Here is a 22,652-nt window from a genome sequence, read left to right as displayed (position 1 = left end):
CGCGTTCTAGTTTCGTTACGAAAGGGTTTCGTTTGCGAGGATGTTCGGGTGAAGGTCCTCTCGATCCAGTCCTCGGTCGCCTACGGCCACGTCGGCAACTCCGCAGCGGTGTTCCCGCTGCAGCGACTGGGCCACGAGGTCTGGCCGGTGTTCACCGTGCACTTCTCGAACCACACCGGGTACGGCGCCTGGCGGGGCCCGCTGCTCGACCCGGCCGACGTCCGCGAGGTCATCGCCGGCATCGACGACCGCGGCGTCCTCGGAGACGCCGACGCGGTGCTGTCCGGCTACCAGGGTGATCCGGCGATGGGCGCCGTGATCCTCGACGCCGTCGCTCGCGTCAAGGAGCTCAACCCCGCTGCGGTCTACTGCTGCGACCCCGTCATCGGCGACGTCGGCCGCGGCGTCTTCGTCCGCCCGGGCATCCCCGAGTTCCTGCGGGACGAGGTCGTCCCGTTCGCCGACATCCTGACGCCGAACCACTTCGAGCTCGAGTTCCTCGCCGGTCGCGAAGCCCGCACGGTCGAGGACGTGCTCGACGCGATCGACGTCGTACGCGACCGGGGGCCGCGGGACGTCCTGGTCACCTCCATCCGGTACGACGACAGCGAGACCCTCGACGTCATGGCGGTCTCGGACGCCGGCGCCTGGGCGGTCACCACGCCGCTGCTGCCGATCTCGCCCAACGGTGGCGGCGACCTGACAGCGGCTCTGTACCTGGCCCATCTGCTCGAATCCGGCTCTCCGGCGGTCGCACTGGGTCGGACCACGGCGTCGGTCTTCACCGTCCTCGAGCGGACCCTCGCCGCCGGCACGCGCGAGCTGCAGATCGTCGTGGCGCAGGACGCGATCGCTGTTCCCCCGGAGCGGTTCGAGGTGCGGCAGCTGCGCTGAGCGCCACCGTCAACGCCTGACCATCCCGACAGCAGCGACGGACAATCCAGCGCCGACCGCGGCGATGCCACCCAGCAGCGCGAACGCGATCGGGTACCCGCCCGTCACCTCGGCAAGACCGGCTCCCACGAACGGCCCGACGGCCGTGGCCAGGGCGACGGGAGCGCCGAGGACGCCGTTGAGGGCTGCGTAGCGCTCCGGGCCCCACAGGTCGGTGACCAGCAGCGCGCCGACGAGCGTGAAGAGCCCGCGGGCAGCGCCGGCCACGACGGCACCGAGCACGAGCAGCGCCGCCGGACCAGGCACGACTGCGAACACGGCGATGGTCACCGCCAGCGCGGAGGTCGTCAGGCCGACCCGGGCTCGGAGGCCGAGCGCCCTGCTGAGGGCCGGGTAGGCGAGGCGCCCGACGACCTGGCCGGCTCCACCGAGACCGAGTGCCCAGGCCGCGAGCCCCGGAGTGAGGTCGCGCTCGATCAGGAGCGGCACGAACGCCACGATCGACGCATACATCGCGAGCGTGGCCAGGGTGAAGCCGATCGCGACGAGCACGAAGGCCACACTGGTGACGACGTCGCGGTCGGTGGCCGCATGGTGTCCCGCCTCCAGCGGCTGCCAGGTGAGTCGGAGCGCGAAGAGGTGCAGCGGTACCGCGACGACCAGGAGCAGCACCGCGAACACCACGTAGGTCGTGCGCCACGAGGTGCGCTCGGCCAGGAGGGTCGTCGTCGGCGCGAAGACGGTGCTGGCGAAGCCCGCCACGAGGGTGAGCGCGGTCAGCGCCTCGACCCGGCGCGCGCCGTACCAGTGGGTGATCGCAGCAAAGGCGGGCGCGTAGAAGAGGCCGGCCGCACCCGTTCCACAGACCACCATCGCCAGCAGGAAGAGCGGGTACGTCGGCGCGACGGCCACGAGCAGCAGTCCGGCCGAGCCGACACATCCGCCGGCGACCATGACCTTTCGCGGACCGCTGGCCTGGATCGCCCGCCCAGCCGGGATCCCGACCACCCCGGTGGCGAGGCTCCCTGCGGAGAACGCCGCAGTGATCGCGGTGAGCGACCACCCGGTGTCGGACGAGATCGTGGGCGCCAGCCCGCGAAGGCGTAGTACAGGGTGCCGTAGCTGACCGTGACCGTCACGCACAGCGTCGCGAGGACCCTGCGGGGCGGCCGTTCGATCATGGGCGAACGGTACGCAGGGCCGGGTGTACGCCCACTCCGCAGGGACGCGATCGCCGTACCGCCGGAGCGGTTCGAGGTGCGGCAGCTGCGCTGACTAGGATGGCGCGGTCGCTCGCACGCGAGCGGCATGCCGGTGTAGCTCAGTTGGTAGAGCGCAAAATTTGTAATTTTGATGTCGCGGGTTCGATTCCTGTCACCGGCTCCGGAGACGCAACCACTTTGCGTCGCACCCTCATCGTAATTTTCGCCAATGAGGACGTGTCTCGGGTGCGGCTCTCCCCTCACCAAACGGAGCCAGAAGGCCTACTGCAATACGAACTGCATGTGGACAGTCAAGTTCAACGTCAAGTTGCAACGCTGGTTGAGCACCGGCGAGGTGAGCCTCAGCGGCAGCCGCACCCATTACGTGCGTCGCCACCTGCTCGACGCTCAGGACGGCTGCTGCGATATCTGCGGGACCGTTGAGGAGTGGAACGGGATGGACCTGGTGTTCGTCCTCGACCACATCGACGGCGATGCTGCCAACAACCGCCGCGAGAACCTGCGCATGATCTGCCCGAACTGCGACTCGCAGCTGCCGACGTTCAAGAGCAGGAACCGAGGCAAGGGACGACACTTCCGCCGCGAGCGCTACGCGAACGGCCAGTCCTACTGACCGATGGGCGCGGCGACCCGCGGCTTCCGTCGCGTCACCAGCACCCCGACCACACAGAGCGCCCCACCGGCGAAGGCCAGGGCCGGCGGCACCTCGTCGAGCAGCACCCACGCCATCACGGTCGCGATCGCGGGGACCAGGAAGGTGGTCAGCGCCTGCTTGCCGGCGTCGGTGTGGCGCAGCGCGAAGGCCCAGGTGCTGAACGCGATGGCGGTCGGGAAGACGCCGAGGTAGGCGATCCAGAGCAGGGTGTCGGTGCTGCCGTTGCGGATCACGTCGCCCAGGTCACCGATCCATGGCAGGCAGACGGCCGCGCCGATCCAGCAGGCGTAGCAGGTCACCTCCAGCCCGGAGAGTCGCCGCAACAGCACCTTCTGGCACACCACACCGATCGCGTACGTCGCCGCCGCGAGCAGTGCCAGCAGGACACCGTCGAGGTCGGAACCGCCCTCGCCGCGCATGGCGCTCCCGATCACGACGACACCACCGAAGGCGATGGCCATCCCGAGCAGCAGCCAACCGGTGAGTCGTTCACCCAGGAACAGCGCGGCCAGGAAGGCGATCAGGATCGGCCCGACCTGCACCACCATCGCGGCCGTCGCGGCGTCGATGCGGCGCTCGCTGTCGTTCAGGGCGAGGTTGTAGATCCCGAACCACGCAACCCCACAGCCGACGAGCAGCAACACCTCGTTGCGGGTGAACCGGCTCCGCGGCGCCCGCACCAACAACGCCGACAGGACAAGGGCAGCGATCAGCAGGCGCCCGAGCGAGAGCGCACCTGGCGTCACCTCGCGCCCGAGGTGCCGGATGGCCACGAACGCAGAGGCCCACAGCACGAGCGTCACCCCGATCGCCGCGATCGGCTGCCACGCCTGCGGCCCCGTGACGACAGGAGCTTCGGGGGCGGCCTGCGCGGGTGTCGACGTCACCCGACGAACCTAGGCTGCCGTCGCCGTACGGCGACACCGGGTTTCTGCCGATGTGCGTCGACATCCGGACGTTCCGACGAGTGGCCGATGAGTGTCGGCGTCCTGACTAGTCTGAGGTGCTGTGGACCTCCCCGTGATGCCGCCCGTCCAGCCGATGCTCGCGAAGGCCGTGTCGGGTGTGCCCGACCCGGCGAAGCACGACCCCATTGGCCTGCTGTTCGAGCCCAAGTGGGACGGGTTCCGCTGCATCCTGTTCAAGGACGGTGACGAGGTCGAGCTGGCGAGTCGCAACACCAAGCCGTTGACCCGCTACTTCCCCGAGCTCGTCGAGGCCGCGCGGGCCGAGCTGCCCGAGCGGTGCGTGCTGGACGGCGAGATCTTCGTGGCGCTCGACAGTGAGGACGGCAAGGGTCGCCTGCAGTTCGAGGTGCTCCAGGAGCGGATCCACCCCGCGGCCTCCCGGATCGGGATGTTGTCCGAGAAGACCCCGGCGGCCTTCGTGGCCTTCGACCTGCTGGCACTGGGCGACGAGTCGTACGTCGATCGACCCTTCATCGAACGGCGCAAGGCACTGGAGGAGGCGCTCGGCGGCCTCGCCGAAAACCCGGACGCCCGCTGCCACCTCACCCGGACCAGCACCGATCCGGCAGTCGCGCAGGAGTGGTTCCACCAGTTCGAGGGGGCCGGGCTCGACGGCGTCATCGCCAAGCCGCTCAGTGCGCCGTACGCGCCGAACGCCCGGACCATGCTGAAGATCAAGCATGAGCGCACCGCGGACGTCGTCCTCGCCGGCTATCGCGAGCACAAGACCAGCACCCCCGAACAGCCGCTGATCGGGAGCCTGCTGCTCGGTCTCTACCAGGACGGCGAGCTCCAACACATCGGCGTCAGTGCCAGCTTCACCGCTGCCCGCCGCGCCGAGCTCTGGGAAGAGCTGCAGCCCCTCGTCTGCGCGATCGAGGACCACCCCTGGGGCCGCTGGTTTCGAGACGCCTCGTCCCTCGGCTCCTCAACCTCCGGCCCGTGGGCGGTCGGCAACCCCGGGCGGCAGCCCGGCACCCAGAGCAGGTGGAGCAGCGGCAAGGACCTGTCGTTCACGCCGTTGCGTCCCGAGCGCGTCATCGAGGTGAAGTACGACGCCATGGAGGGCCGGCGCTTTCGGCACACCGCCCACTTCAAGCGGTGGCGTGAGGACCGCGACCCGGAGTCGTGCGGGTACGAGCAGCTCGAGCAGCCCGTGAAGTACGACCTGGCCGACGTGCTCGGGGGCTGACTCCGCGCCGGTCAGGGGTGCAGGATGGTGGCATGAGCACCGACGCCACACCTGCCGAAGAGCCGTACGACGTCGTCCTCCTTGTGGAGCAGGCCCTGACCCCGACGGACGCGGCCCAGGTCCGGGCCCTGCATGTCGAGCTCGACGACGACCCGACCATCGAGGTCGTCTACCACGTACTGCTGCCGATGGCCGACGCAGCCGCAGCCGTCGAGGCGTCCCTCGGAGTGATGGGCGGTGCGGACCTGATGGCCGTACCGATGACGCCGTCACCCGACGAGATCGAGCACCTGCGCGAGGAGTACCGCAGCCAGGCCGAACGCGACCTGGCCACCACGTCCGACGCACTCGCCGCGGCCGGCGCCAACGTCGGCGACGGCACCGTCGTCACCGACTCGGCCGTCGACGCCCTGATCCGCAAGGTGAAGGAGGTCGACGGTCGGGAGGCGATCATCCTCACGCGCTCGCACGTGGTGGCGGAGTTCTTCCACGTCGACTGGACCTCGCGGGCCCGCCGCAAGCTCGGCGTACCCGTCCTGCACCTGCTCGAACACGACGCCACGTAGTCGGGGCGTAACAGCACCGGCCACCGCGTCGTTGATCAGTCATGTCGGCCCTGCACACCCTCGATGTCCGCCTCTACGAGGTGCTGGCGGGGGCGCGCCTGCCAGCGGCCGAGCGTGATCAGGTCATCGACCTGTGCGAGTACGTCGTCGGGCTGGTGCCCGAGCTCGACCTGCCGCATCCCGGCCGGACCACGCGCAGCGCCGTCCACCTGCTCCTCGACGACCTGGCCACCTCGCTGGACGTGCGGGTCCGCAGCGACCTCGCGCGGCTGTGCGAAGTCGCCGTGGTGCGCGGCCTGGACTGAGCTCGCGAGGACTCAGGTCCCCTCGACCCGGTTGCCCTGCTCGTCCCAGTGCTCGGCGACCTTCTTGCTGGGCTGCACCCGCGGCGGCTCGCCGGGCATCTTCGGGTAGTCCGGCGGGAAGTTGAGCTCACTCGCGCCGTCGAGGATCTGCTGCTCCCACAGGTCCAGCAGCGGCTGGAGCGAGAAGGACTCGTCGTCGATGCTTGCCCACGGGTCGCCGTCGGCCATCCGCTCCGGCACGGTGAACAGGTTGAAGTCCTTGGGGTCCTTGACCCCGGCGAGCTCGGCCCAGGTCATCGGCGTCGAGACGGGCGCGCCGGGCAGGGGGCGCAGCGAGTACGCCGACGCGATGGTGCGGTCGCGGTTGTTCTGGTTGAAGTCCACGAAGATCCGCTCACCCCGCTCCTCCTTCCACCACGCAGTGGTCACCTGCTCGTCGCGCCGGGACAGCTCGCGCCCGAACGCGATCGCGGCGTGCCTCACGTCGGTGAACTCCCACCGCGGCTCGATCCGGACGTAGACGTGGACCCCGCGGTTGCCCGAGGTCTTCGGGTACGCACGCAGGCCGAGCTCCTCGAACAGCTCCCGAGCGAGGTCCGCAACCCGAACGGCGTCACCGAACGTCGTACCCGGCTGGGGGTCGAGGTCGATCCGCAGCTCGTCGGGGTGGTCCGTGTCGGCCCGCCGCACCGGCCACGGGTGGAAGGTGAGGGCGCCCATCTGGGCACACCACACCGGCACGGCCAGCTCGGTGGGGCAGATCTCCTCGGCCGTGCGACCCGACGGGAACGTGATCTGCACGGCCTCCAGGTAGTCGGGAGCGCCCTTGGGCACGCGCTTCTGGTAGAAACCCTCGGCATCGTTGTCGCGCGGACCGGTGGCCAGCCGGAAGCCCTCGCGGACTCCGGATGGCCACCGTTCGAGGGCAGTGGGCCGCTCGCGCAACGCGCGCATCAGGCCGTCACCGACCGCGACGACGTACTCGGCCACCATCAGCTTGGTGACCTCGCCCGTGCGTTCGGTCGCTTCGTAGATCACGCGGTCCGGGCTCGACACCCGGACCTCGCGCTCGCCGGCCTGCACCATGGCCGCCGCGGTCTTCGCCATGCACCGACCCTAGAGGGTCAGCCCGCGACACCGCTGAGTTCGTTGGGCGTGTGCGCCACGTCGATGCTGCGTTCGACCTTGCGGGTTGCCAGGTCGATCACGTGGATCTGCCTCGTCACCGGCTCGGTGACGTAGACGACCTCACCGATCACCTGCACCGTCGGGCGAGCCTCGTGCCAGTCGGTCGGCTCACGCCACGCCTTGGTCACCGGGATCGATGCCGTGATCCGGGCCGATGCCGGGTCGATCACGTGGAGGCGGCCGTCGGTACCGAGGACCAGGGCGTCCCCGTCCGGCGTCCGAGCCAGCGAACGGAAGCTGTAGCTGGCCGGCAGGTCCACCAGGCGCAGCGACGCGTTGCGGGTGTCGATCACCGACACCCGGGTCGGGCGTTCCAGCTCCGCGTCCCGGTCGACCTTGTAGTCACCCAGGACGTACGGCGAGTCCTCGTGCCCGGCCTGGTTGCCGATCCGGCCGTAGGAGTCAGGCGAGTCGATCTTGGTGATCCGGCGCCCGTCCACCACCAGCACTCCGTCCTCGCACCCGAAGAGCGCGACATCGCCCGCGAACGCCTCGCCGTGGACACCGGGACACTGGTCGGAGGAGGCCAGCTCGTTGCCCGCGGCCGTGACCAGGCGGATGCCGCTGCGCGCCTCGGCGTCGCCGACCGTGTGGATGAGGTTGCCGTGTCCGTCCTGCACGGCGACGCCGTGGTGGGCCTCGTCGAGGGTCCACGTGTCCAGGGCCGGTTCGCCGTCCTCCAGCGCGGCGAGGTCAGCGGGGTCGAAGGCCGTGACGATGCCGGTGCCGTCATCGAAGACGGTCGTGCGTCCGTGGTGCGGCACGACATGCCCGGGCTCCTCCGCGGCGATCGTGAAGTCGGTCAGTCGCGGGTCGGTGGTCCACGAGTGGCCGTGGTCGCCGTGGTCGTCGGTCCACGCCCCGAGGTCGAGCGCGGTCAGACCGCCGGCCGCGGACACGAAGAGGTGGCGGTCGTCCCCGGCGGGGTTGAGCCGGAGGAAGCCGTCGATCTCCTCCTCGAGCAGCACCTCACCGGTGGCCGCATCGAGGACCGCCACCCCGCCGTCGTACGTCATGGCCAACCGCGGCGCAGGGGCCTTGACCTCCGTCGCGGAGGCGTCGGTGGCGGGGGCGTCGTCACGGGAGCGGGAGGTGGATTCCTCGGTTCCGCAACCGACGAGGGCGAGGGTGGACAGGAGTGCGAGAGCACTGGACTTGATCAACATGAGAATGATTCTCATGTGCAAGTTCAGTGCTCGTCAAGCCGGCGCGGCTCTCAGCCGTCCTTGGGCTCCAGGGTCAGGCTGACCGAGTTGATGCAGTACCGGTCGCCGGTCGGGGTGCCGTAGCCGTCGGGGAAGACGTGCCCCAGGTGCGAGCCGCAGTTGGCGCAGCGCACCTCGGTGCGCTTCATTCCCAGGGTCGAGTCGTCGACGTACTCGATCGTGTCGCTGATCGGCTGGTAGAAGCTCGGCCAGCCACAGCCCGAGTGGAACTTGGTGTCCGACTCGAACAACGTCGCCTGACACGCCTTGCAGCGATAGACGCCCTTGGTCTCGGTGTCGGTGTACTCACCAGTGAACGCCCGTTCGGTGCCCGCCTTGCGCAGGACCTGGTACTCCTCGCGAGAGAGCTGGGCCTTCCACTCCTCGTCGGTCTTCTCCACCTCGTATGCCATGCAATGAGCGTACCCAGCGAGCGAGGCAGTCAACCGGAAACGGGCATCCCTGCGGCCCGCCAGGCCGCAAAGCCCCCGACCACATCGGTGGCGTTGCGGATGCCGAGTCGCTGCAACGCGTCGGCCGCGAGCGAGGACGTGTAGCCCTCCTGGCACAGCACGATCACCCGACGGTCGTACGACGCCTCCGGGATCCGCGCGTCGCTGCGCGGGTCGAAGCGCCACTCGAGCACGTTGCGCTCGATGACGCGCAACGGCAGCCAGGACGCGACCTCGCCCTCAGCGGCGCGTTGGGCGGCGGGCCGGATGTCGACCAGGAGCGCGTCACCGGTGACCAGCTCCTGGAAGGCGGCCCGGGCGCTGATCCGGGCGAGCCGGGAGCGGGCGTCGTCGAGCATCGCGTCGATGCCGTCGTACTGCTGGACGCCCTGCTGGACGTGGGGGGTGACCTCGGCGAGCGCGGTCACCACTCCTCCCCCGCGCGCTCGACGCCGAGCACCTCGAGCCGGTCACCACGGAAGCGGAAGCGGGTCATGGTGGACAGTCTCGGCGAGTAGACGTGCAGCGACAACGCCGGCAGGTCCGACTCGTTGCGGACGTCGTGGGCGTAGCCGGCGCCGAACGCCTTCGCGTCGCCGGGCTCGAGGTCGACCAGCTGGAGACCGCCGTCGAAGGTGTGCTCGACGAGCGAGCCCTGGAGGACCGTGAAGGCGCCGCACGACGACCCGTGGTCGTGCCAGTCGGTGGACGCGCCCGGCGGCCACGAGATCAGCCAGACCTCGTACTCCTCGGCGGCGTGGATGCGCAGCCACGACCGCTCCGGCCGGTCGGGGTCGAGCAGGTAGTTCAGGTCGGGGTCGGCGGCGTACTCCCGCACGATGTCGAGCAGGGAAAGAACAGCGAGCTGGGTCATCGGGATGTCTCTCGGAACGGCGTCGACCGCCTTCGTGGGCGGGACGCGACTGTCGGGATCGGGGATGAGGGCGATCAACAACAGCGACAACACGACAGCGCGTCACGCGAGGTGACGGTCATGGCTGCAGTGCGGTCGGGCATGTTCCTATAGTGCACTAAGTCAATGCACTTTGCAAAGATCTCGATGCTCCGGTGGTCGAGGAGGTTGCGCAGCAACCGTCTCGAGACCCGCAACCTCCTCGATCACCGGCCGCGCAAGCGCGTCACGGCAGGCGAGCGATGAGGTCCGTGACGTCGACGCGACGGCCGGTGTAGAACGGCACCTCTTCGCGCACGTGGCGGCGGGTCTCGGAGCCGCGCAGGTGCCGCATCAGGTCGACGATCCGGGACAGGTCGTCGGCCTCGAACGCCAGGATCCACTCGTAGTCGCCGAGGGCGAAGCTGGGCACCGTGTTGGCGCGGACGTCGGGGTAGCCGCGCGCCATCTTGCCGTGCTCGGCGAGCAGGCTGCGGCGCTCGGCGTCGTCGAGGAGGTACCACTCGTAGGAACGCACGAACGGGTAGACCGAGACGTAGTCGTGCACGCGCTCGTCGGCGAGGAACGCCGGCAGGTGGCTGCGGTTGAACTCCGCCGGCCGGTGCAGCGCCATCTGCGACCACACGGGAGCCAGGCGCGACCCGAAGGCGGTGCGACGCAGCCGGTGGTACGCAGCCTGGAGCTGGTCGCTCGACTCGGCGTGCCACCAGACCATGACATCGGCGTCGGCACGCAGGCCCGCGACGTCGTACACACCGCGGACCACGACGTCGTCCTCGGCCAGCTCGGCGATGAGGGCCTCGACCTCGGCGGCCTCGCCCTTGCGCGCGACGTCGTCGTCACCGATCGTGCGGTCGAGGCGGAACACCGACCACATCGTGTAGCGGATCAGCTCGTTGAGCTCGTTGATCTTCGCTGCGTTGGTCTTGATGTGTTCCTGCGGGTCGGACATGGCATCCATTGTGCCGCGCCCCCATCTGCCGCACTTCGCGCCCCCAACCAGCGCACTTCGCGGGTCATGCGAGCAGGTCGGCGATGGCGCGGTGAGCGGAGCCGATGGTGGCGGGGATGCCGACGCCGTCGTACGCCGCGCCGCAGAGGGCGAGTCCGGGGACCTCGGCGACCGAGGCGCGGATGCGGGTGACCCGCTCGAGGTGACCGACCCAGTACTGGGGCAGTCCGCCACCCCAGCGCTGGACGACGGCGTCAACGGGCGGGGCGGTGATTCCCGTGGCGGCGGCCAGGTCGGCGAGGGACGCCTTGACCAGGTCTTCGTCGGGCACCTGCAGCGTCGCCTCCTCGCCGAAGCGGCCCAGCGAGGTGCGGAGCACCAGGAGGCCCTCCCCGGCAGCCCGCACCCAGTCCCACTTCGCGAAGGAGAACGTCGACGCCTTGATCGCGCGATCGTCGACCGGAGGGACCAGGAAGCCGGAAGCCCCGATGTCGAGGGACTCGGTCACACCGGAGTCATCGGCGCGGAAGGCCAGCGTGACGAGGGCGACCGAGGCGTAGCCGATCTGGCGCAGCTCCTCCGCCGCCGCCGGCGCCAGGTCGACGACCAGACGGGCAGTCGGCGCCGCGGGCGTGGCGAGCACGAGGAGGTCGGCAGTCTCGTCGCCGCTGGCGGCGGTCACCACGAACCCTGAGCCAGTACGACGGACCGCGGTGACCGTCACTCCGTGGCGGACCTCGACGCCCGGCCGGTCGCGGAGGTCCGCCTCGAGCGCAGCGGGCAGACGCCACATGCCGCCATCCACGCTGGCGAAGACGGGCGGTGCGTCGGCCGGTGGGGTCGGGAGCGTGAACTCGGGACGGGCGATCAGGTCGACGAGCTGCGGGATCGCCGACCGTGCCGAGATGCGGTGGGCCTGGCCGGCGTACACGCCGCCGAGCAGGGGTTCGACGAGACGGTCCACGACCTCGCTGCCGAAGCGGCTGGCAACGAGCTCGCCGACGGAGACGTCCCCGTGGGGTTGCTGGACGCGCTGGTGGCGCGCGTCGCGGATGCCCTCGGCCGAGAGGATCCCGGACGCCTCGAGCTGGTCCAGGTCCAGCGGAGCGCCCATCAAGGTGCGGGGCAGCGGCCGCAAGGCGTCGCGGGTCCAGACCCGAGAGGTTGCAGCGGTGGGGTGCGTGATCGGCAGTCCGAGCCCTGTTGCGAGCGCGGTCCCCTCGGGGCGGCGGTGCAGCATCGCCTCGGCGCCGACGTCGACCGTGACACCAGCGACCTCGCCCGCCCGCAGCTTGCCGCCGGAGCGATCGGTCGCCTCGAGGATGAGTACGTCGTGGCCGGCCTCCGCGAGATCACGGGCGGCGGTCAACCCGGCCACCCCTGCACCGACCACCACTGCTCGACTCACGCGCCCAGCCTGCCAGAGGCGCGCACGGAGCTCGGCGGAACCGTCCGGGACGGCCGCACGTCGTACCGCCATGACGAAGACACCCCGCACCCGATTCCTGCTCGCCATCGCGGCAGTGGCCGCCATCGCCGCGACGGCTGGTTGCGCGGGGTCGGGGGACGGCGACAGCGCCATGTCCGACACCAAGGCCAGCCGCGATGACGCCGGAGCGGTCGCTGAGGCGCCCGCCGCACCCGACGCACCCGACGGCAGCCGGGCGGACGCAGACCTCCAGGACGCGGCCGCGACGGCGCCCGACGCGGAGGCCGGGAAGCAGCTGGAGATCGCGGGGCCGTCGGTGATCTCCACCGGCACCGTCTCGCTGGAGGCCAAGGACGTCGGCGACGCGCGCACCGAGGTCCGCAAGGTCATCGACAAGTACCAGGGCACGCTCGCCGAGCAGGAGACGACGACGGGCGAGAAGGGCGAGGTCACGTCGGCCCGCCTGGTCTTCCGGGTGCCGAGCGCCCGCTTCGCCGACGCGACCCTGGATCTCGAAGGGATCGCCACGCTGACCAGCTCGACGTCGTCGGGTCAGGACGTGTCCACCGAGGTGGTCGACGTCGAGGCGCGGATCCGGGCCCAGCGCAAGAGCGTGTCGCGCATCGAGGCGCTGCTGGCGCGGGCCGAGAGCCTCGAGCAGATCGTCACGATCGAGAGCCAGCTGAGCTCGCGTCAGGCCGAGCTCGATGCCCTGCTCGCGCGGCAGACCTACCTCGCCGACCAGACCAGCCAGTCCACGATCAACGTCTACGTCCAGCAGCCCGACGACGAGTCCGACGAGCCCGAGGAGGACACCGCCGACGGGTTCATCGGCGGCCTGAGCGACGGCTGGGACAGCTTCGTCACCGGCTTCGGTGCCGTCCTCACCGTCGTCGGTTTCGCCATCCCGTGGCTGCTCCTGCTGGCGCTGGTCGGCATTCCCGCGCGGATCCTGATCAAGCGGCGGACGCGAGCAACCGCCTGATCAACGGTCGCGACCGGTCGAGCCACTGCTCGTAGGCCGCGGGGTCGTCGTACTGCTTGTCGAGGACGTAGAGGCCTCCCGGCACGACGGCCCCGAGGTGCAGGAGCAGCGGCGCCAGGCCCACGTCGGGCGCCAGCGCATGCGCCGGCCCGCCGCCGAGCATCAGCGGAACGGCGATGCCGGACAGCTGACCGACCGCGAACCGATCCAGGAACAGCTTCAGCAGCCCCGTGTACGTCGCCTTGTACGTCGGGCACGCGACGACCACCAGGTCCGCCTGACCCACGGCGGTCACCAGGTCCTGGACCGTCGGGTCGCTCCAGTCGAGGAGGCCGGCGCCGATGGTGGCGAGGTCGACCACGAGCTCCGGCTCGGCACCGACCAGCTCGCGGTGCAGGAGCAGGGCGGCGTCGAGAGTGCGACTGGCCGGACGCGGGTTGCCGGCCACGACGGCCGTGCGCGGCGCGCTCATCGCGAACCCACCGACGCGAAGGGCACGGCCGCACTGTGGAGGCGCTGCGGACCGTCGTACTTCCACAGGCCGCGCTCGGCGAGGATCGGCAGCACCCCTTCGCCGAACCAGTAGGCACCCTCGAGGTGCGGGTAGGCAGAGAGCACGAACTCGTCGATCCCGAGGTCGGCGTACTCCGCGATCCGGTCGGCGACCTGCTCGTGGCTGCCGACCAGGGCGGTGCCGGCACCGCCGCGCACCAGGCCGACACCGGCCCAGACATTCGGGTGGATCTCGAGGTCCGCGGTGCTGCCGCTGTGCAGGTCGAGCATCCGGCGCTGGCCCTCGGACTCACTGCGCCGCAGGCCGTCCTGGACCCGCTTGATGGACGCCGGGTCGATCCCCTGCAACAGCCGGTCGGCCTCGGCCCACGCCTCCTCGGCGGTGTCGCGGGTGATCACGTGCATCCGGATCCCGAAGCGGATCGGACGGTGGTCGGGTCCGCGGCCTGCCGCTGCTGCGAGCTCCCGGATCCAGGCGATCTTCTCCGCGACGGCGTCCGGCGGCTCGCCCCAGGTCAGGTAGACGTCGGCGTGCTCGGCCGCCACCTTGCCGGCGGCCGGCGAGGACCCGCCGAAGTAGATGTCGGGGACGGGGTTCGGGATCTGCGCGAGCTGGGCGCTCTCGACCGAGAGGTGCTCGCCAGCGAAGTCGACGACCTCCCCTGTCCACAGCCGTCGGACGATCTGGAGGAACTCGCCGCAGCGCTCGTAGCGCGCGTCCTTGTCGAGGAAGTCGCCGTACATCCGCTGCTCGTGGCTCTCCCCGCCGGTCACGACGTTGAGCAGCAGTCGGCCGCCGCTGAGGTTCTGGAACGTGCCGGCCATCTGGGCGGCGAGGTACGGCGCGACGACCCCCGGGCGGAACGCCACGAGGAACTTCAACCGGTCCGTGGTCTGGCTCAACATGGCCGTGCTCAGCCACGCGTCCTCGCACCAGGCACCGGTGGGCGTGAGGGCGGCCTCGAAGCCGTTGTCCTCCGCGGCGCGGGCGACCTGGGTGAGGTAGGCGACGTCGGCAGGGCGACCGGCCTGACCGGGGTTGACGCCGTGGCCGCCACCGACGACGTGGCGTCCGTCGCCACCGTTGGTGGGCAGGAACCAGTGGAACTTCAGGGACATGCGAATCCTCTAGATCTGGCCGTGGAGCGGCGGAAGGGTGCCGTCGATCGCGAACCGACCGAGGTGCTGGACCTTCCAGGCTGCGGGGTCGTGGAGCGTGTGGGTGCGGGCGTTGCGCCAGTGCCGGTCGAGGTTGTCCGAGGCCAGCGCGGAGCGGGTGCCGGCGACCTCGAAGAGCCGGCTCGACGCCTCGAGAGAGGCCGCCGTGGTGGCGGCCCGGGCCGCAGCCACCGCGAGACTGGCTTCGGCGGCGGACTCGGCCGTCAGGTCCGCACGGGCCCGGTCGACGGCGCGCCCGGCCTCGGCCAGGAGCGCCTCGGCGCCGCGCACCTGCAGCTCGATCTCCCCGAAGGCGCGCACGATCAGTGGGTCCTCGGCGGCACCGTCGACGTCGTAGAGCGCGATCGCATCGGGGTACGGCCGGCTCCGGGTGGTGACGAATGTCGCCGCGTCACGCAGGGCAGCGCGCGCGATGCCCGCGTCGATGGCGGCGTGCAGGAGCTGGGCGAACGAGCCGTAGGCCTGGGGCCGTTCGAAGGTCAGGTGGTACGGCGTGATCCGGTCGGCCGCGACCCGTACGCCGGCGAGGCGGACGGTGCCGCTGGCGGTCGTGCGCTGCCCGAGTCCGTTCCAGTCGTCGATCACCGTCACCCCGTCGGCGTGCCGTTCGACCCAGGCGACGTGCAGCGGTCCGCCCTCGCCGAGGTGCGCGAGCACCGGGATCCAGTGGGCGAACAGGGCTCCCGTGCAGTAGCCCTTCTCTCCGTCGAGCACCCAGTCCCCGTTGACCGCCGCGTCACGGCGCAGCGTCGTCGCGTGGTCGCGGACGTGCTTCGAACCGATCTCGGACTGGGCGTTGCCGAACCGCTTGCCGGCCACCACCTCGCCCAGCAGGAACCTCTTCTGCTCCTCGGTGCCCTGCTCGAGCACCGCGTTGACGTAGACGAAGTGGCTGTGCGGGATCTGCGCGATGTTGGGGTCGCCGGTGGCGACCAGTCGCACGACCTCGGCCAGCACGGCGGCGCCGAGCCCCGGGCCGCCGTACTCGACCGGAACGGTGAGGGCGAGCAGCCCGGACGCCGACAGGGCGTCCACCTCCGCGACCGGGAGGATCCGTTCGCGGTCGCGGAGGGACGAGCCCTCCGCGAAGCGGGCTGCCAGGGTGTGTGCTTCCGCAATCGCCGAGATCGCCGTGTGGGGGTCTCGAGACGGTTGCTGCGCAACCTCCTCGACCAACGGGTGGGTCGCGGTCATCAGACGCGCTCGAGCTCCGCGGCCTCGAGCTCACGGACGATCGGGAGCACCTCGCGACCGAAGTACTCCACGTCCTCGAGGTAGTGGAGGAAGCCGAGCAGCAGCAGGTTCACCCCACGGCGCTTGTACTCGATCATCCGGGTCGCGATCTGTTCGGGCGTGCCGATCAGTCCGGTCCGGAAGCCGTCGTTGTACTGCACCAGGTCGGCGAACTCGGAGTCCTGCCACATGCCCTTCTTGTCACCCGTGCTCTGGCCGGCCTGTCGTACGGCGCCGCCGAAGCCCTCGACCGCTTCGCGGTCGGCCTTGTCGATGATCTCGCGGAGCACGTCGCGCGCCTCGGCCTCGGTGTCGCGGCCGATGAAGAAGCCGTTGACGCCGAACTTCACGGTGCGGCCGTGGACGGTGGCCACGTCGGTGACGTCGCGGATCTGCTCGGAGATCCCGTCGGGGGTGTTGCCGTTGGCGAAGTACCAGTCGGAGACGCGGCCGGCCATGCCCCGCGCGTCGGTCGAGTTGCCGCCCTGGAAGATCTCCGGGTGGGGGCGGCCCTCGCGGACGACCGGCTTCGGCTTCAGGTCGAAGTCGTGGAGGTTGTAGAAGTCGCCGTTGAACTCGGCGTGGTCCGAGGTCCAGATCTCCCGCACGTAGCGGATGAACTCCTCGGAGCGGCGGTAGCGCTCGCCGTGCTCGAGCCACGGCTCGCCCAGCTTGGTGAACTCGTCCTTGAACCAGCCACTGACGACGTTGATGGCGAGCCGCCCGTTCGTGATCTGGTCGGCCGTCGCGATCCACTTGGCGAGGACACCCGGCTGCCACAGCCCGGGGTGGATCGCGGCGATCACCTTGAGCCGTTCGGTCGCCAGCGTCAGCGCGAGGCTGATCGCCGTCGACTCGTGCTGGTAGGCCGCGCCGTAGGAGGCGATGTAGCGCACCTGCGAGAGCGCGAACTCGAAGCCGTTGTTCTCGGCCAGGCGCGCGAGCTCGACGTTGTAGTCGTAGCCCCAGTCGGTGCGCTGCTCGATCTTGCTGACCACCAGTCCCCCACTGACGTTGGGGACCCAGTAGGCGAACTTCAGCGGCTCGGCAAAGGCTTCGCGGTCAAAGGGCTGGGAAGTCATGGTGAGGTCTCCGTGGTTAAGTCGAGTAGTTCAATAGACATTAGCGGACAGGGCCGGGAACGCAAGCCAGAAGGGGTCGCCGGCTCCTTGGAACCGGCGACCCCGCGACAGGCAGCGCCTGTCACCGCACCGTGCGACCGATCGCCCAGGCGTACGGCGGCGGGGTGCCGTTGACCAGATGGGCGCCCACGACCCGCGCCTTGAGGATCCGCGGGTTGTGCGAGGCGACCGTCCGCGCGTTGCGCCAGTGGCGGTCCAGCCCCCGGGCCCGGGACGTCCCCGAGGCACCCAGGGTGTCGAACAGGTTGGTCGTCGCCGTCAGGATCAGGTCGGTGACCGCCACCTGGGCGGCCGACGACTCGAGCTCGGCCACCTCGTTGGCGATGGCGATCTCGACGTCCGCCCCCGGCGGCAGGTCGGCCACCTCCTGCACGGCGGTCGCCGTCCGGATGGTCACCGCCTCTGCGGCATGGACCGCCGCCGCGGCCTCGCCGATCCGGGCGAGCACCTGCGCGTCGTCACGCACCCGACCCGCGTTGGCGTGCGAGTAGTTGCGCTCGCGCCCCTGCACCTGACCGATGAACTCCCGGAGCGCGGCCTTGCCGATCCCGCTCAGCACCGCCAGCAGGTTCAGCTGGTAGAGCGCCGTCTGGTGGACGAAACGCTCACCGAACGGCAGCACGTCCTCGGCCGGAACCAGCGCTGCGTCGAACGTCGTGGTCCCGCTGCCCGTGCCGCGCTGGCCGAACCCGTCCCAGTCGTCGCTGACCGTGACCTGGGGCGTCCGGGTGTCCACGAGCGCGATCGCGAAGTCCGCTTCGCGACCGGGCACCTCACGTCGCACGTAGACGTCCGCCCACTCCGCGTAGACCGTCCCGGTCGTGTAGAACTTGCTGCCCGTCAACAGGTAGCTGCCGTCGGGCTGACCGGTCAGCACCGTCGCCTGGGTGTCGATCGAGGTCGCCCCCACCTCCGACCAGGCGTTGCCGGCGATCTCGCCCGCGACGAAGCGGTCGAACCACACCTGCTGGTCCCGGCCCCGGGCGTGCTGCCAGAGCCGGTCCTCGACGAGGGCAGCATGTCCGCGCAGTGCCTGCGGCAGGTTGGAGTCCGCGGCCGCGAGGTCGATCCAGAGCTGCGTGAGCTCGGGAATCGAGGCCCCGCGGCCGCCGTACTCGACCGGCACGCGGAGCGCACCGAAGCCGGCCGCCTTGAGGCGGCCCACCTCCTGGTCGGGCAGCACGTCGTCGACCTCGCGCTGGAGCGCGCCCTCGCCGATCTCCTCGAAGAGCGGTCGGTACGACGCTCGCAGCTCGTCGAGCAACGGCGTGCGCAGTGTCGGGCGGTCGAGCCCGCGGACGAGGTCCGCGGTGACGTCGGGAAGGGTGCGGTCGGTGCGCTCAATGATCGTCATCGGCGCGTCCTCACGTGTACCAGGACGGAGCCGGCAGCTCGCCGAGAAGGGCGTACCGCCCGACCTCGGCGCGCTTGTGGGCCACCGGGTCGTGGAGGCTATGGGTTCGGATGTTGCGCCAGAAGATGTCGAGCCCGACGGAGCTGGCCGTCGCGCGGGCCCCGGTGACGTCGTACACGCGGGTGCCGACCTCGAGACCCGTGTCGATCGCGACCTGCTTGGCAGCGGCGATGACGACCTCGGCCTCACCGCGCTCCTGCTCGGTCACCGTGTCGGGGTGGGCGTTGATCGCCTCGATGAGCGTGGCGGCCCGCTCGACCAGCGCTTCGGCTGCCCACAGCTTCGAGCGCAGGTCGCCGTACGCCTCGAGGATGTAGAACTCCTGGGTCGCGGACTCCTTGAGGTCGGGCGTGTAGGGCCACGGACGCGTCTTCTCGCGGGTGTACGTGGCCGCGGTGGCGAGGGCACCCTCGGCGACACCGACGTAGATGTTGGCGAAGATGATCTGGATCAGCGGCACGTTGAGGGTGTTGTAGACCCGCGGCTGGAACTCCCAGCCCTGCTCGGTCTCGACGTAGCCGGCAGCGGCCGCCCACGGCACCCGCACGCCGTCGATCGACACGCCGCCGCTCTCGGTCAGGCGCTGGCCGAGGCTGTCCCAGTCGCCCTTGAAGACGATGGCCGGCTGGTCGGTCGGGACGATCGCGAAGACGTGCTTCTCGGTCCCTTCCAGGATGCCCTCGAGCACGGTCACGTCGGAGACCCGGCCACCGGTCGAGAAGCTCTTCTCGCCACGGAACACGAGCTCCTCGGATCCGTCCGGTCCCGTCTCCAGCGTGATCGTCAGGTCGGCGTCACGCGGATTGACCGCGCCACCGAAGAACCAGGCGTCCCTGGTGGCCTGCTCCTCGACCGCCGCGACCTGCTCGGGCGTGCCGACCAGGCGCACCGCCCAGAACCACAGGTAGTGGTAGCCGATCAGCTGGCCGATCGAACCGTCACCTGCGCTCACGGCGCGGATCACGCGCAGGGCGGTCGTCCAGTCCTGGCCGCCCCCGCCGTGCTCGACCGGTCCGAGCAGGGTGACCAGGCCGGAGTCCTTGAGCAGCTGGACCTCCGCTGTCGGTACGGCCAGGGCCCGGTCGCGCTCGACCGCGTCGGCAGCGAGCGTGGTCGCCACCTGACGGGCGCGCTCGAGCCAGCCTTCGGCGGTCGACGGACGGTCGGTCCACCCACCAGCAGCGGTGCCGGAGTGGGCGGTGAGTTCAGCGGTCATGGAAGAGGACTCCTCGGGATCGACGGATCGTGTTACTGTTTGTTTACCAACTTACTTGACTTTGGGTCAGCGGCAAGTAGTCCCGCCCTCGGCGTCACCGATGGATGTGAAAGGCAGCGCCCATGCGCATCGAACAGCTGGAGTACCTCGCCGCCGTGACCCAGCACGGCTCACTCCGCCGCGCGAGCGAGAAGCTCCACCTCTCCCAGCCCGCGCTGAGCGAAGCGCTCACCAAGCTCGAGCGCGAGCTGCGCGTCACCCTCCTCGACCGCCGCCGCTCGGGCGCCCGGATCAGTCGCGAGGGCCGTGAGCTGCTGCCCTACATGACCGAGGTCCTTGCCGCCGTCGACCGGCTCCGCGTCGCCGCCGGCGACCAGCGCACGGACACCCGCGTGATCCGGGTCGGCACGGTCCACGCCGCGACCTCAACCCTGCTGGTGCCCGCGGTGCGCGTCTTCCAGGAGCGCCACCCCGGTACGACGGTGGAGGTGCTCACCATGCAACAGGCGCAGATCGACGAGGCGCTGGCCGAGGGCACCCTCGACCTGGGCCTGGTCAACGTGCTCGACGGCGACGACGCACCCATCGGCCTCGACGGGATCGACCTGCTCGTGGGCCGACCGGTCGCCGTCCTCCCCGCAGGTCACAAGCTCACCGCCCGACCGCAGGTGACGATCGAGGAGCTCCGCCTCGAGCGCTTCGTGATGATGCGCGCGGGCTACGTCATGCACCGCTACGTCCACCGTGCCTTCGGCCCCGAGGTCCCGCCGGCTGCCCACAGCACCGACGGCGCCGAGATGGGCAAGGCGCTGGTGGCCGAGGGCATCGGGGTCACCGTGCTCCCGGACTACTCGGTGCACGGCGACCCGCTGCACCGGGTCGGCCTCATCGAGACCCGTCCCATCGTCGGCGAGCAGACGTTCGTGACCCTGCAGCTGCGCCAGCGCAAGACCCTCCAGCAGCCGTTGCCGGTGCGGGAGCTGCAGAGTGCGCTGGTCGCCCGCGCGACGGCGTACCGCACCGCCAACGAGAAGGCGGCAGGCGCGGCGTCCTGAGCGGGGCCAAGGGCCTCGGACATGATGGCCGCATGACCGCCACCCGGATCGCCGTACTCATCGACGCGGACAACACCTCGCCGAAGCACGCAAGCGCACTGCTCGAGGAGCTGGCGAAGTACGGCGTCTCGACGGTCAAGCGCGCGTACGGCGACTGGACGACCCCGCAGCTCGGTGGCTGGAAGACCGAGCTCAACCAGCACGCGATCGTCCCGGTGCAGCAGTTCGCGTACACGACGGGCAAGAACTCGACCGACTCCGCGCTCATCATCGACGCGATGGACCTGCTCTACAGCGGCAACCTCGACGCGTTCGCCCTGGTGTCGAGCGACAGCGACTTCACGCGACTGGCCACCCGGATCCGGGAGTCGGGCATGACCGTCTACGGACTGGGCCTGCGCAAGACGCCCCAGTCACTGGTCGCGGCATGCGACACCTTCATCTACCTCGAGGTGCTCGGCAAGGAGGCGCAGACCGGCAGCCCGGCCGAGCCCGTCGACGCCAGCGGCGACACACCGGACGACCCGCCGCTCCCGAACCTGCAGAGCCTGCTGGTGCGCGGGATCAACAACGCCTCCGACGAGGACGGCTGGGTCAACCTGGGTGCGCTCGGCAACTACCTGCGTACGGCGAGCCCGTCCTTCGACCCCCGCCTGTACGGCTTCCCGAAGCTGCTCTCGCTGGTCGAGGCCCAACCCTTCCTGACCGTCACCGGCTCCGGCAGCGGCACGAAGGTCAGCCAGAAGGGCAAGGCACCCGCGAAGAAGGTCGCTGCACGGAAGAGCACAGCACCGAAGGCGAGCGCGAAGAAGGAGCCGGCACCGAGCGCTGCGCCCCAGGAGACCGCCGCGGAAGCGCCGGTTGCCGAGATGAAGTCCACCAGGCCGGTGGTCACCACGACCACGCGGAAGCGCGCCGCGAAGAAGGCTCAGCCCAGCGGGTAGGACTGCACGAACTCGGTCAGCCGCGCGAGCTGGTCGGGGTCGGTGCTCGGGATGACGCCGTGGCCGAGGTTGAAGATGTGGCCGCGCGCCGCGCGGCCGGCTTCGATGACCTCGGCGGCTCGCGCCGTCATCACCTCGGTCGGCGCGAACACCAGGGTCGGGTCGAGGTTGCCCTGCACCGCCCGGTCGCCCACCATCGGGATCGCCCGGTCCAGCGGGGTGCGCCAGTCGACACCGACGACGTCGGCACCGGCCTCGCCCATCAGGTCGAGCAGGTTCGTCGTACCGACGCCGAAGTGGATGCGCGGGACGCCGAGCTTGCCGACCTGCTCGAGGACCCGGGCCGAGTGCGGCTGGACGTGGCGGACGTAGTCGCCCGGCGTGAGCGCGCCGGCCCACGAGTCGAACAGCTGCACCGCCGAGGCACCGGCCGCGACCTGCGTCTCGAGGAACGCGGCCGAGATGCCCGAGATCTTGCGCATCAGCGCGTCCCACACCTCGGGGGCACCGAACATGAGGGCCTTGGTCTTGGCGTGCTCCTTCGAGGGCCCGCCCTCGACGAGGTACGACGCCACGGTGAACGGAGCGCCCGCGAACCCGATCAGCGGGGTGCCGCCGTTGATGCCGGCGAGCTCGCCGACCAGGCCCTGCACCGCAGCCGTGATGTACGGGATCTGGTCCGCAGTGAGGTCCGGGATCGCGTCCACGTCGGCGAGTGTGCGCACCGGGTTCGCCACGACAGGCCCGACGCCGGGCACGATGTCGAGGTCGACGCCGACCGCCTTGAGCGGCAGCACGATGTCGGAGAAGAAGATCGCGGCATCGACGCCGTACCGGCGCACGGGCTGGAGCGTGATCTCGACGATCAGCTCGGGGTCGGCGCAGGAGTCGAGCATCGCGATGCCCTCGCGCAGCTTGAGGTACTCGGGGAGCGAGCGGCCGGCCTGGCGCATGAACCACACGGGCGTGTGCGGGACGGTTTCGCCGCGGGCCGCCTTGAGAAAGGCCGAGTCATGGAGGGTCGTCACG

At 70.4% G+C, this 22,652-nt stretch carries 24 protein-coding genes and 1 tRNA gene; 9 read left to right on the top strand and 16 right to left on the bottom strand.

The window, feature by feature from the left end:
* Nucleotides 1–48 precede the first annotated feature (48 nt).
* The gene (pdxY, locus tag ASD84_RS17960) at nt 49–894 is read left to right on the top strand and encodes a pyridoxal kinase PdxY (protein ID WP_056713342.1); all 846 of its coding nucleotides are present in this window, start codon (nt 49–51) and stop codon (nt 892–894) included.
* Nucleotides 895–903: 9 nt separating this feature from the next.
* Here pdxY and ASD84_RS17955 read toward each other — a convergent pair whose 3' ends face one another.
* On the bottom strand, nt 904–2,037 hold the full coding sequence (locus ASD84_RS17955; protein WP_056713341.1) for an MFS transporter: 1,134 nt from the start codon (nt 2,035–2,037) through the stop codon (nt 904–906).
* A gap of 167 nt (nt 2,038–2,204) precedes the next feature.
* Between ASD84_RS17955 and ASD84_RS17950 the strand changes: the two genes are divergently transcribed.
* Nucleotides 2,205–2,277 (top strand) — tRNA-Thr (locus ASD84_RS17950).
* Nucleotides 2,278–2,436: 159 nt separating this feature from the next.
* On the top strand, nt 2,437–2,730 hold the full coding sequence (locus ASD84_RS17945) for an HNH endonuclease signature motif containing protein (RefSeq protein ID WP_235531166.1): 294 nt from the start codon (nt 2,437–2,439) through the stop codon (nt 2,728–2,730).
* Here ASD84_RS17945 and ASD84_RS17940 read toward each other — a convergent pair.
* The gene (locus ASD84_RS17940; RefSeq protein ID WP_235531165.1) at nt 2,724–3,659 is read right to left on the bottom strand and encodes a DMT family transporter; all 936 of its coding nucleotides are present in this window, start codon (nt 3,657–3,659) and stop codon (nt 2,724–2,726) included. The genes ASD84_RS17945 and ASD84_RS17940 overlap by 7 nt on opposite strands.
* Nucleotides 3,660–3,780: 121 nt before the next feature.
* On the opposite strand from ASD84_RS17940, the gene ASD84_RS17935 reads away from it, so the two are divergent.
* From ASD84_RS17935 to ASD84_RS17925, 3 genes are read left to right on the top strand one after another with little or no spacing between them, the layout of a single operon-like run.
* Entirely contained in the window at nt 3,781–4,932 is a 1,152-nt protein-coding gene (locus ASD84_RS17935) for an ATP-dependent DNA ligase (protein ID WP_056713338.1), read from the top strand.
* A gap of 32 nt (nt 4,933–4,964) precedes the next feature.
* Complete coding sequence (locus ASD84_RS17930) at nt 4,965–5,498, top strand: hypothetical protein (RefSeq protein WP_056713336.1); 534 nt, start codon at nt 4,965–4,967, stop codon at nt 5,496–5,498.
* 41 nt (nt 5,499–5,539) lie between these two features.
* A complete protein-coding gene (locus ASD84_RS17925) occupies nt 5,540–5,803 on the top strand; it encodes a hypothetical protein (protein ID WP_056713334.1) in 264 nt (87 codons plus the stop codon).
* Nucleotides 5,804–5,815: 12 nt separating this feature from the next.
* Here the strand turns inward: ASD84_RS17925 and ASD84_RS17920 are convergent, their stop codons facing one another.
* The 7 genes from ASD84_RS17920 to ASD84_RS17890 form a co-directional block, all read right to left on the bottom strand.
* Nucleotides 5,816–6,910, bottom strand: coding sequence for a DNA polymerase domain-containing protein (locus ASD84_RS17920; protein ID WP_056713332.1), 1,095 nt, complete (start codon nt 6,908–6,910; stop codon nt 5,816–5,818).
* Nucleotides 6,911–6,927: 17 nt separating this feature from the next.
* Nucleotides 6,928–8,157, bottom strand: a complete 1,230-nt coding sequence (gene aztD / locus ASD84_RS17915; RefSeq protein ID WP_200954631.1) for a zinc metallochaperone AztD — start codon at nt 8,155–8,157, stop codon at nt 6,928–6,930.
* 50 nt (nt 8,158–8,207) lie between these two features.
* A complete protein-coding gene (gene msrB, locus ASD84_RS17910; protein WP_056713328.1) occupies nt 8,208–8,609 on the bottom strand; it encodes a peptide-methionine (R)-S-oxide reductase MsrB in 402 nt (133 codons plus the stop codon).
* Nucleotides 8,610–8,638: 29 nt separating this feature from the next.
* Nucleotides 8,639–9,076 carry a rhodanese-like domain-containing protein gene (locus ASD84_RS17905; RefSeq protein ID WP_235531164.1) on the bottom strand — a complete coding sequence of 146 codons (438 nt, stop codon included), beginning with the start codon at nt 9,074–9,076 and terminating at the stop codon, nt 8,639–8,641.
* Nucleotides 9,073–9,615: a cysteine dioxygenase gene (locus tag ASD84_RS17900; RefSeq protein WP_056713326.1), complete on the bottom strand. Its 543-nt coding sequence runs from the start codon at nt 9,613–9,615 to the stop codon at nt 9,073–9,075. Before ASD84_RS17900 ends, ASD84_RS17905 begins: the two co-directional genes overlap by 4 nt.
* A 172-nt stretch (nt 9,616–9,787) precedes the next feature.
* Entirely contained in the window at nt 9,788–10,513 is a 726-nt protein-coding gene (gene hemQ, locus ASD84_RS17895) for a hydrogen peroxide-dependent heme synthase (RefSeq protein ID WP_056713324.1), read from the bottom strand.
* 64 nt (nt 10,514–10,577) lie between these two features.
* The gene (locus tag ASD84_RS17890) at nt 10,578–11,921 is read right to left on the bottom strand and encodes a protoporphyrinogen/coproporphyrinogen oxidase (protein WP_056714857.1); all 1,344 of its coding nucleotides are present in this window, start codon (nt 11,919–11,921) and stop codon (nt 10,578–10,580) included.
* 70 nt (nt 11,922–11,991) lie between these two features.
* On the opposite strand from ASD84_RS17890, the gene ASD84_RS17885 reads away from it, so the two are divergent.
* A complete protein-coding gene (locus ASD84_RS17885; RefSeq protein ID WP_056713322.1) occupies nt 11,992–12,927 on the top strand; it encodes a DUF4349 domain-containing protein in 936 nt (311 codons plus the stop codon).
* On the opposite strand, the gene ASD84_RS17880 is transcribed toward ASD84_RS17885, so the two are convergent.
* From ASD84_RS17880 to ASD84_RS17855, 6 genes are all read right to left on the bottom strand, one after another.
* Entirely contained in the window at nt 12,899–13,399 is a 501-nt protein-coding gene (locus ASD84_RS17880) for an NAD(P)H-dependent oxidoreductase (RefSeq protein WP_056713319.1), read from the bottom strand. The genes ASD84_RS17885 and ASD84_RS17880 overlap by 29 nt on opposite strands.
* Nucleotides 13,396–14,559, bottom strand: coding sequence for an LLM class flavin-dependent oxidoreductase (locus tag ASD84_RS17875; RefSeq protein ID WP_056713312.1), 1,164 nt, complete (start codon nt 14,557–14,559; stop codon nt 13,396–13,398). The genes ASD84_RS17880 and ASD84_RS17875 overlap by 4 nt, the downstream gene beginning before the upstream one ends.
* 9 nt (nt 14,560–14,568) lie before the next feature.
* The gene (locus ASD84_RS17870; RefSeq protein WP_082573777.1) at nt 14,569–15,813 is read right to left on the bottom strand and encodes an SfnB family sulfur acquisition oxidoreductase; all 1,245 of its coding nucleotides are present in this window, start codon (nt 15,811–15,813) and stop codon (nt 14,569–14,571) included.
* Entirely contained in the window at nt 15,813–16,934 is a 1,122-nt protein-coding gene (gene sfnG, locus ASD84_RS17865; RefSeq protein WP_056713310.1) for a dimethylsulfone monooxygenase SfnG, read from the bottom strand. Before sfnG ends, ASD84_RS17870 begins: the two co-directional genes overlap by 1 nt.
* Nucleotides 16,935–17,055: 121 nt before the next feature.
* Entirely contained in the window at nt 17,056–18,348 is a 1,293-nt protein-coding gene (locus tag ASD84_RS17860) for an acyl-CoA dehydrogenase family protein (protein ID WP_082573775.1), read from the bottom strand.
* Between the two features lie 10 nt (nt 18,349–18,358).
* Entirely contained in the window at nt 18,359–19,624 is a 1,266-nt protein-coding gene (locus ASD84_RS17855; protein ID WP_056713308.1) for an acyl-CoA dehydrogenase family protein, read from the bottom strand.
* A 122-nt stretch (nt 19,625–19,746) separates the two neighbouring features.
* Here ASD84_RS17855 and ASD84_RS17850 point away from each other — a divergent pair, with 122 nt between their 5' ends.
* Nucleotides 19,747–20,679 carry a LysR family transcriptional regulator gene (locus ASD84_RS17850; RefSeq protein WP_056713307.1) on the top strand — a complete coding sequence of 311 codons (933 nt, stop codon included), beginning with the start codon at nt 19,747–19,749 and terminating at the stop codon, nt 20,677–20,679.
* A gap of 32 nt (nt 20,680–20,711) precedes the next feature.
* Nucleotides 20,712–21,623, top strand: coding sequence for an NYN domain-containing protein (locus ASD84_RS17845; protein ID WP_082573773.1), 912 nt, complete (start codon nt 20,712–20,714; stop codon nt 21,621–21,623).
* Here ASD84_RS17845 and hemE read toward each other — a convergent pair.
* Nucleotides 21,608–22,651, bottom strand: coding sequence for a uroporphyrinogen decarboxylase (hemE, locus tag ASD84_RS17840; protein ID WP_056713304.1), 1,044 nt, complete (start codon nt 22,649–22,651; stop codon nt 21,608–21,610). The genes ASD84_RS17845 and hemE overlap by 16 nt on opposite strands.
* Nucleotide 22,652 lies beyond the last annotated feature (1 nt).

Source organism: Nocardioides sp. Root682, assembly GCF_001427795.1.
Classification (GTDB): Bacteria; Actinomycetota; Actinomycetes; order Propionibacteriales; family Nocardioidaceae; genus Nocardioides.
Note: the sequence above shows the minus strand (reverse complement) of the source record. Positions and strands in the feature narration are given on the sequence as shown.

What these genes read in the sequence shown, in the direction of transcription:
- ASD84_RS17855 (WP_056713308.1), bottom strand. Translation starts at nt 19,624, where the DNA reads ATGACCGCTGAACTCACCGCCCACTCCGGCACCGCTGCTGGTGGGTGG.
- ASD84_RS17860 (WP_082573775.1), bottom strand. Translation starts at nt 18,348, where the DNA reads ATGACGATCATTGAGCGCACCGACCGCACCCTTCCCGACGTCACCGCG.
- ASD84_RS17920 (WP_056713332.1), bottom strand. Translation starts at nt 6,910, where the DNA reads ATGGCGAAGACCGCGGCGGCCATGGTGCAGGCCGGCGAGCGCGAGGTC.
- hemQ (WP_056713324.1), bottom strand. Translation starts at nt 10,513, where the DNA reads ATGTCCGACCCGCAGGAACACATCAAGACCAACGCAGCGAAGATCAAC.
- ASD84_RS17930 (WP_056713336.1), top strand. Translation starts at nt 4,965, where the DNA reads ATGAGCACCGACGCCACACCTGCCGAAGAGCCGTACGACGTCGTCCTC.
- ASD84_RS17885 (WP_056713322.1), top strand. Translation starts at nt 11,992, where the DNA reads ATGACGAAGACACCCCGCACCCGATTCCTGCTCGCCATCGCGGCAGTG.
- msrB (WP_056713328.1), bottom strand. Translation starts at nt 8,609, where the DNA reads ATGGCATACGAGGTGGAGAAGACCGACGAGGAGTGGAAGGCCCAGCTC.
- ASD84_RS17845 (WP_082573773.1), top strand. Translation starts at nt 20,712, where the DNA reads ATGACCGCCACCCGGATCGCCGTACTCATCGACGCGGACAACACCTCG.
- sfnG (WP_056713310.1), bottom strand. Translation starts at nt 16,934, where the DNA reads ATGACTTCCCAGCCCTTTGACCGCGAAGCCTTTGCCGAGCCGCTGAAG.
- aztD (WP_200954631.1), bottom strand. Translation starts at nt 8,157, where the DNA reads ATGTTGATCAAGTCCAGTGCTCTCGCACTCCTGTCCACCCTCGCCCTC.
- ASD84_RS17870 (WP_082573777.1), bottom strand. Translation starts at nt 15,813, where the DNA reads ATGACCGCGACCCACCCGTTGGTCGAGGAGGTTGCGCAGCAACCGTCT.
- ASD84_RS17925 (WP_056713334.1), top strand. Translation starts at nt 5,540, where the DNA reads ATGTCGGCCCTGCACACCCTCGATGTCCGCCTCTACGAGGTGCTGGCG.
- ASD84_RS17850 (WP_056713307.1), top strand. Translation starts at nt 19,747, where the DNA reads ATGCGCATCGAACAGCTGGAGTACCTCGCCGCCGTGACCCAGCACGGC.
- ASD84_RS17875 (WP_056713312.1), bottom strand. Translation starts at nt 14,559, where the DNA reads ATGTCCCTGAAGTTCCACTGGTTCCTGCCCACCAACGGTGGCGACGGA.
- ASD84_RS17880 (WP_056713319.1), bottom strand. Translation starts at nt 13,399, where the DNA reads ATGAGCGCGCCGCGCACGGCCGTCGTGGCCGGCAACCCGCGTCCGGCC.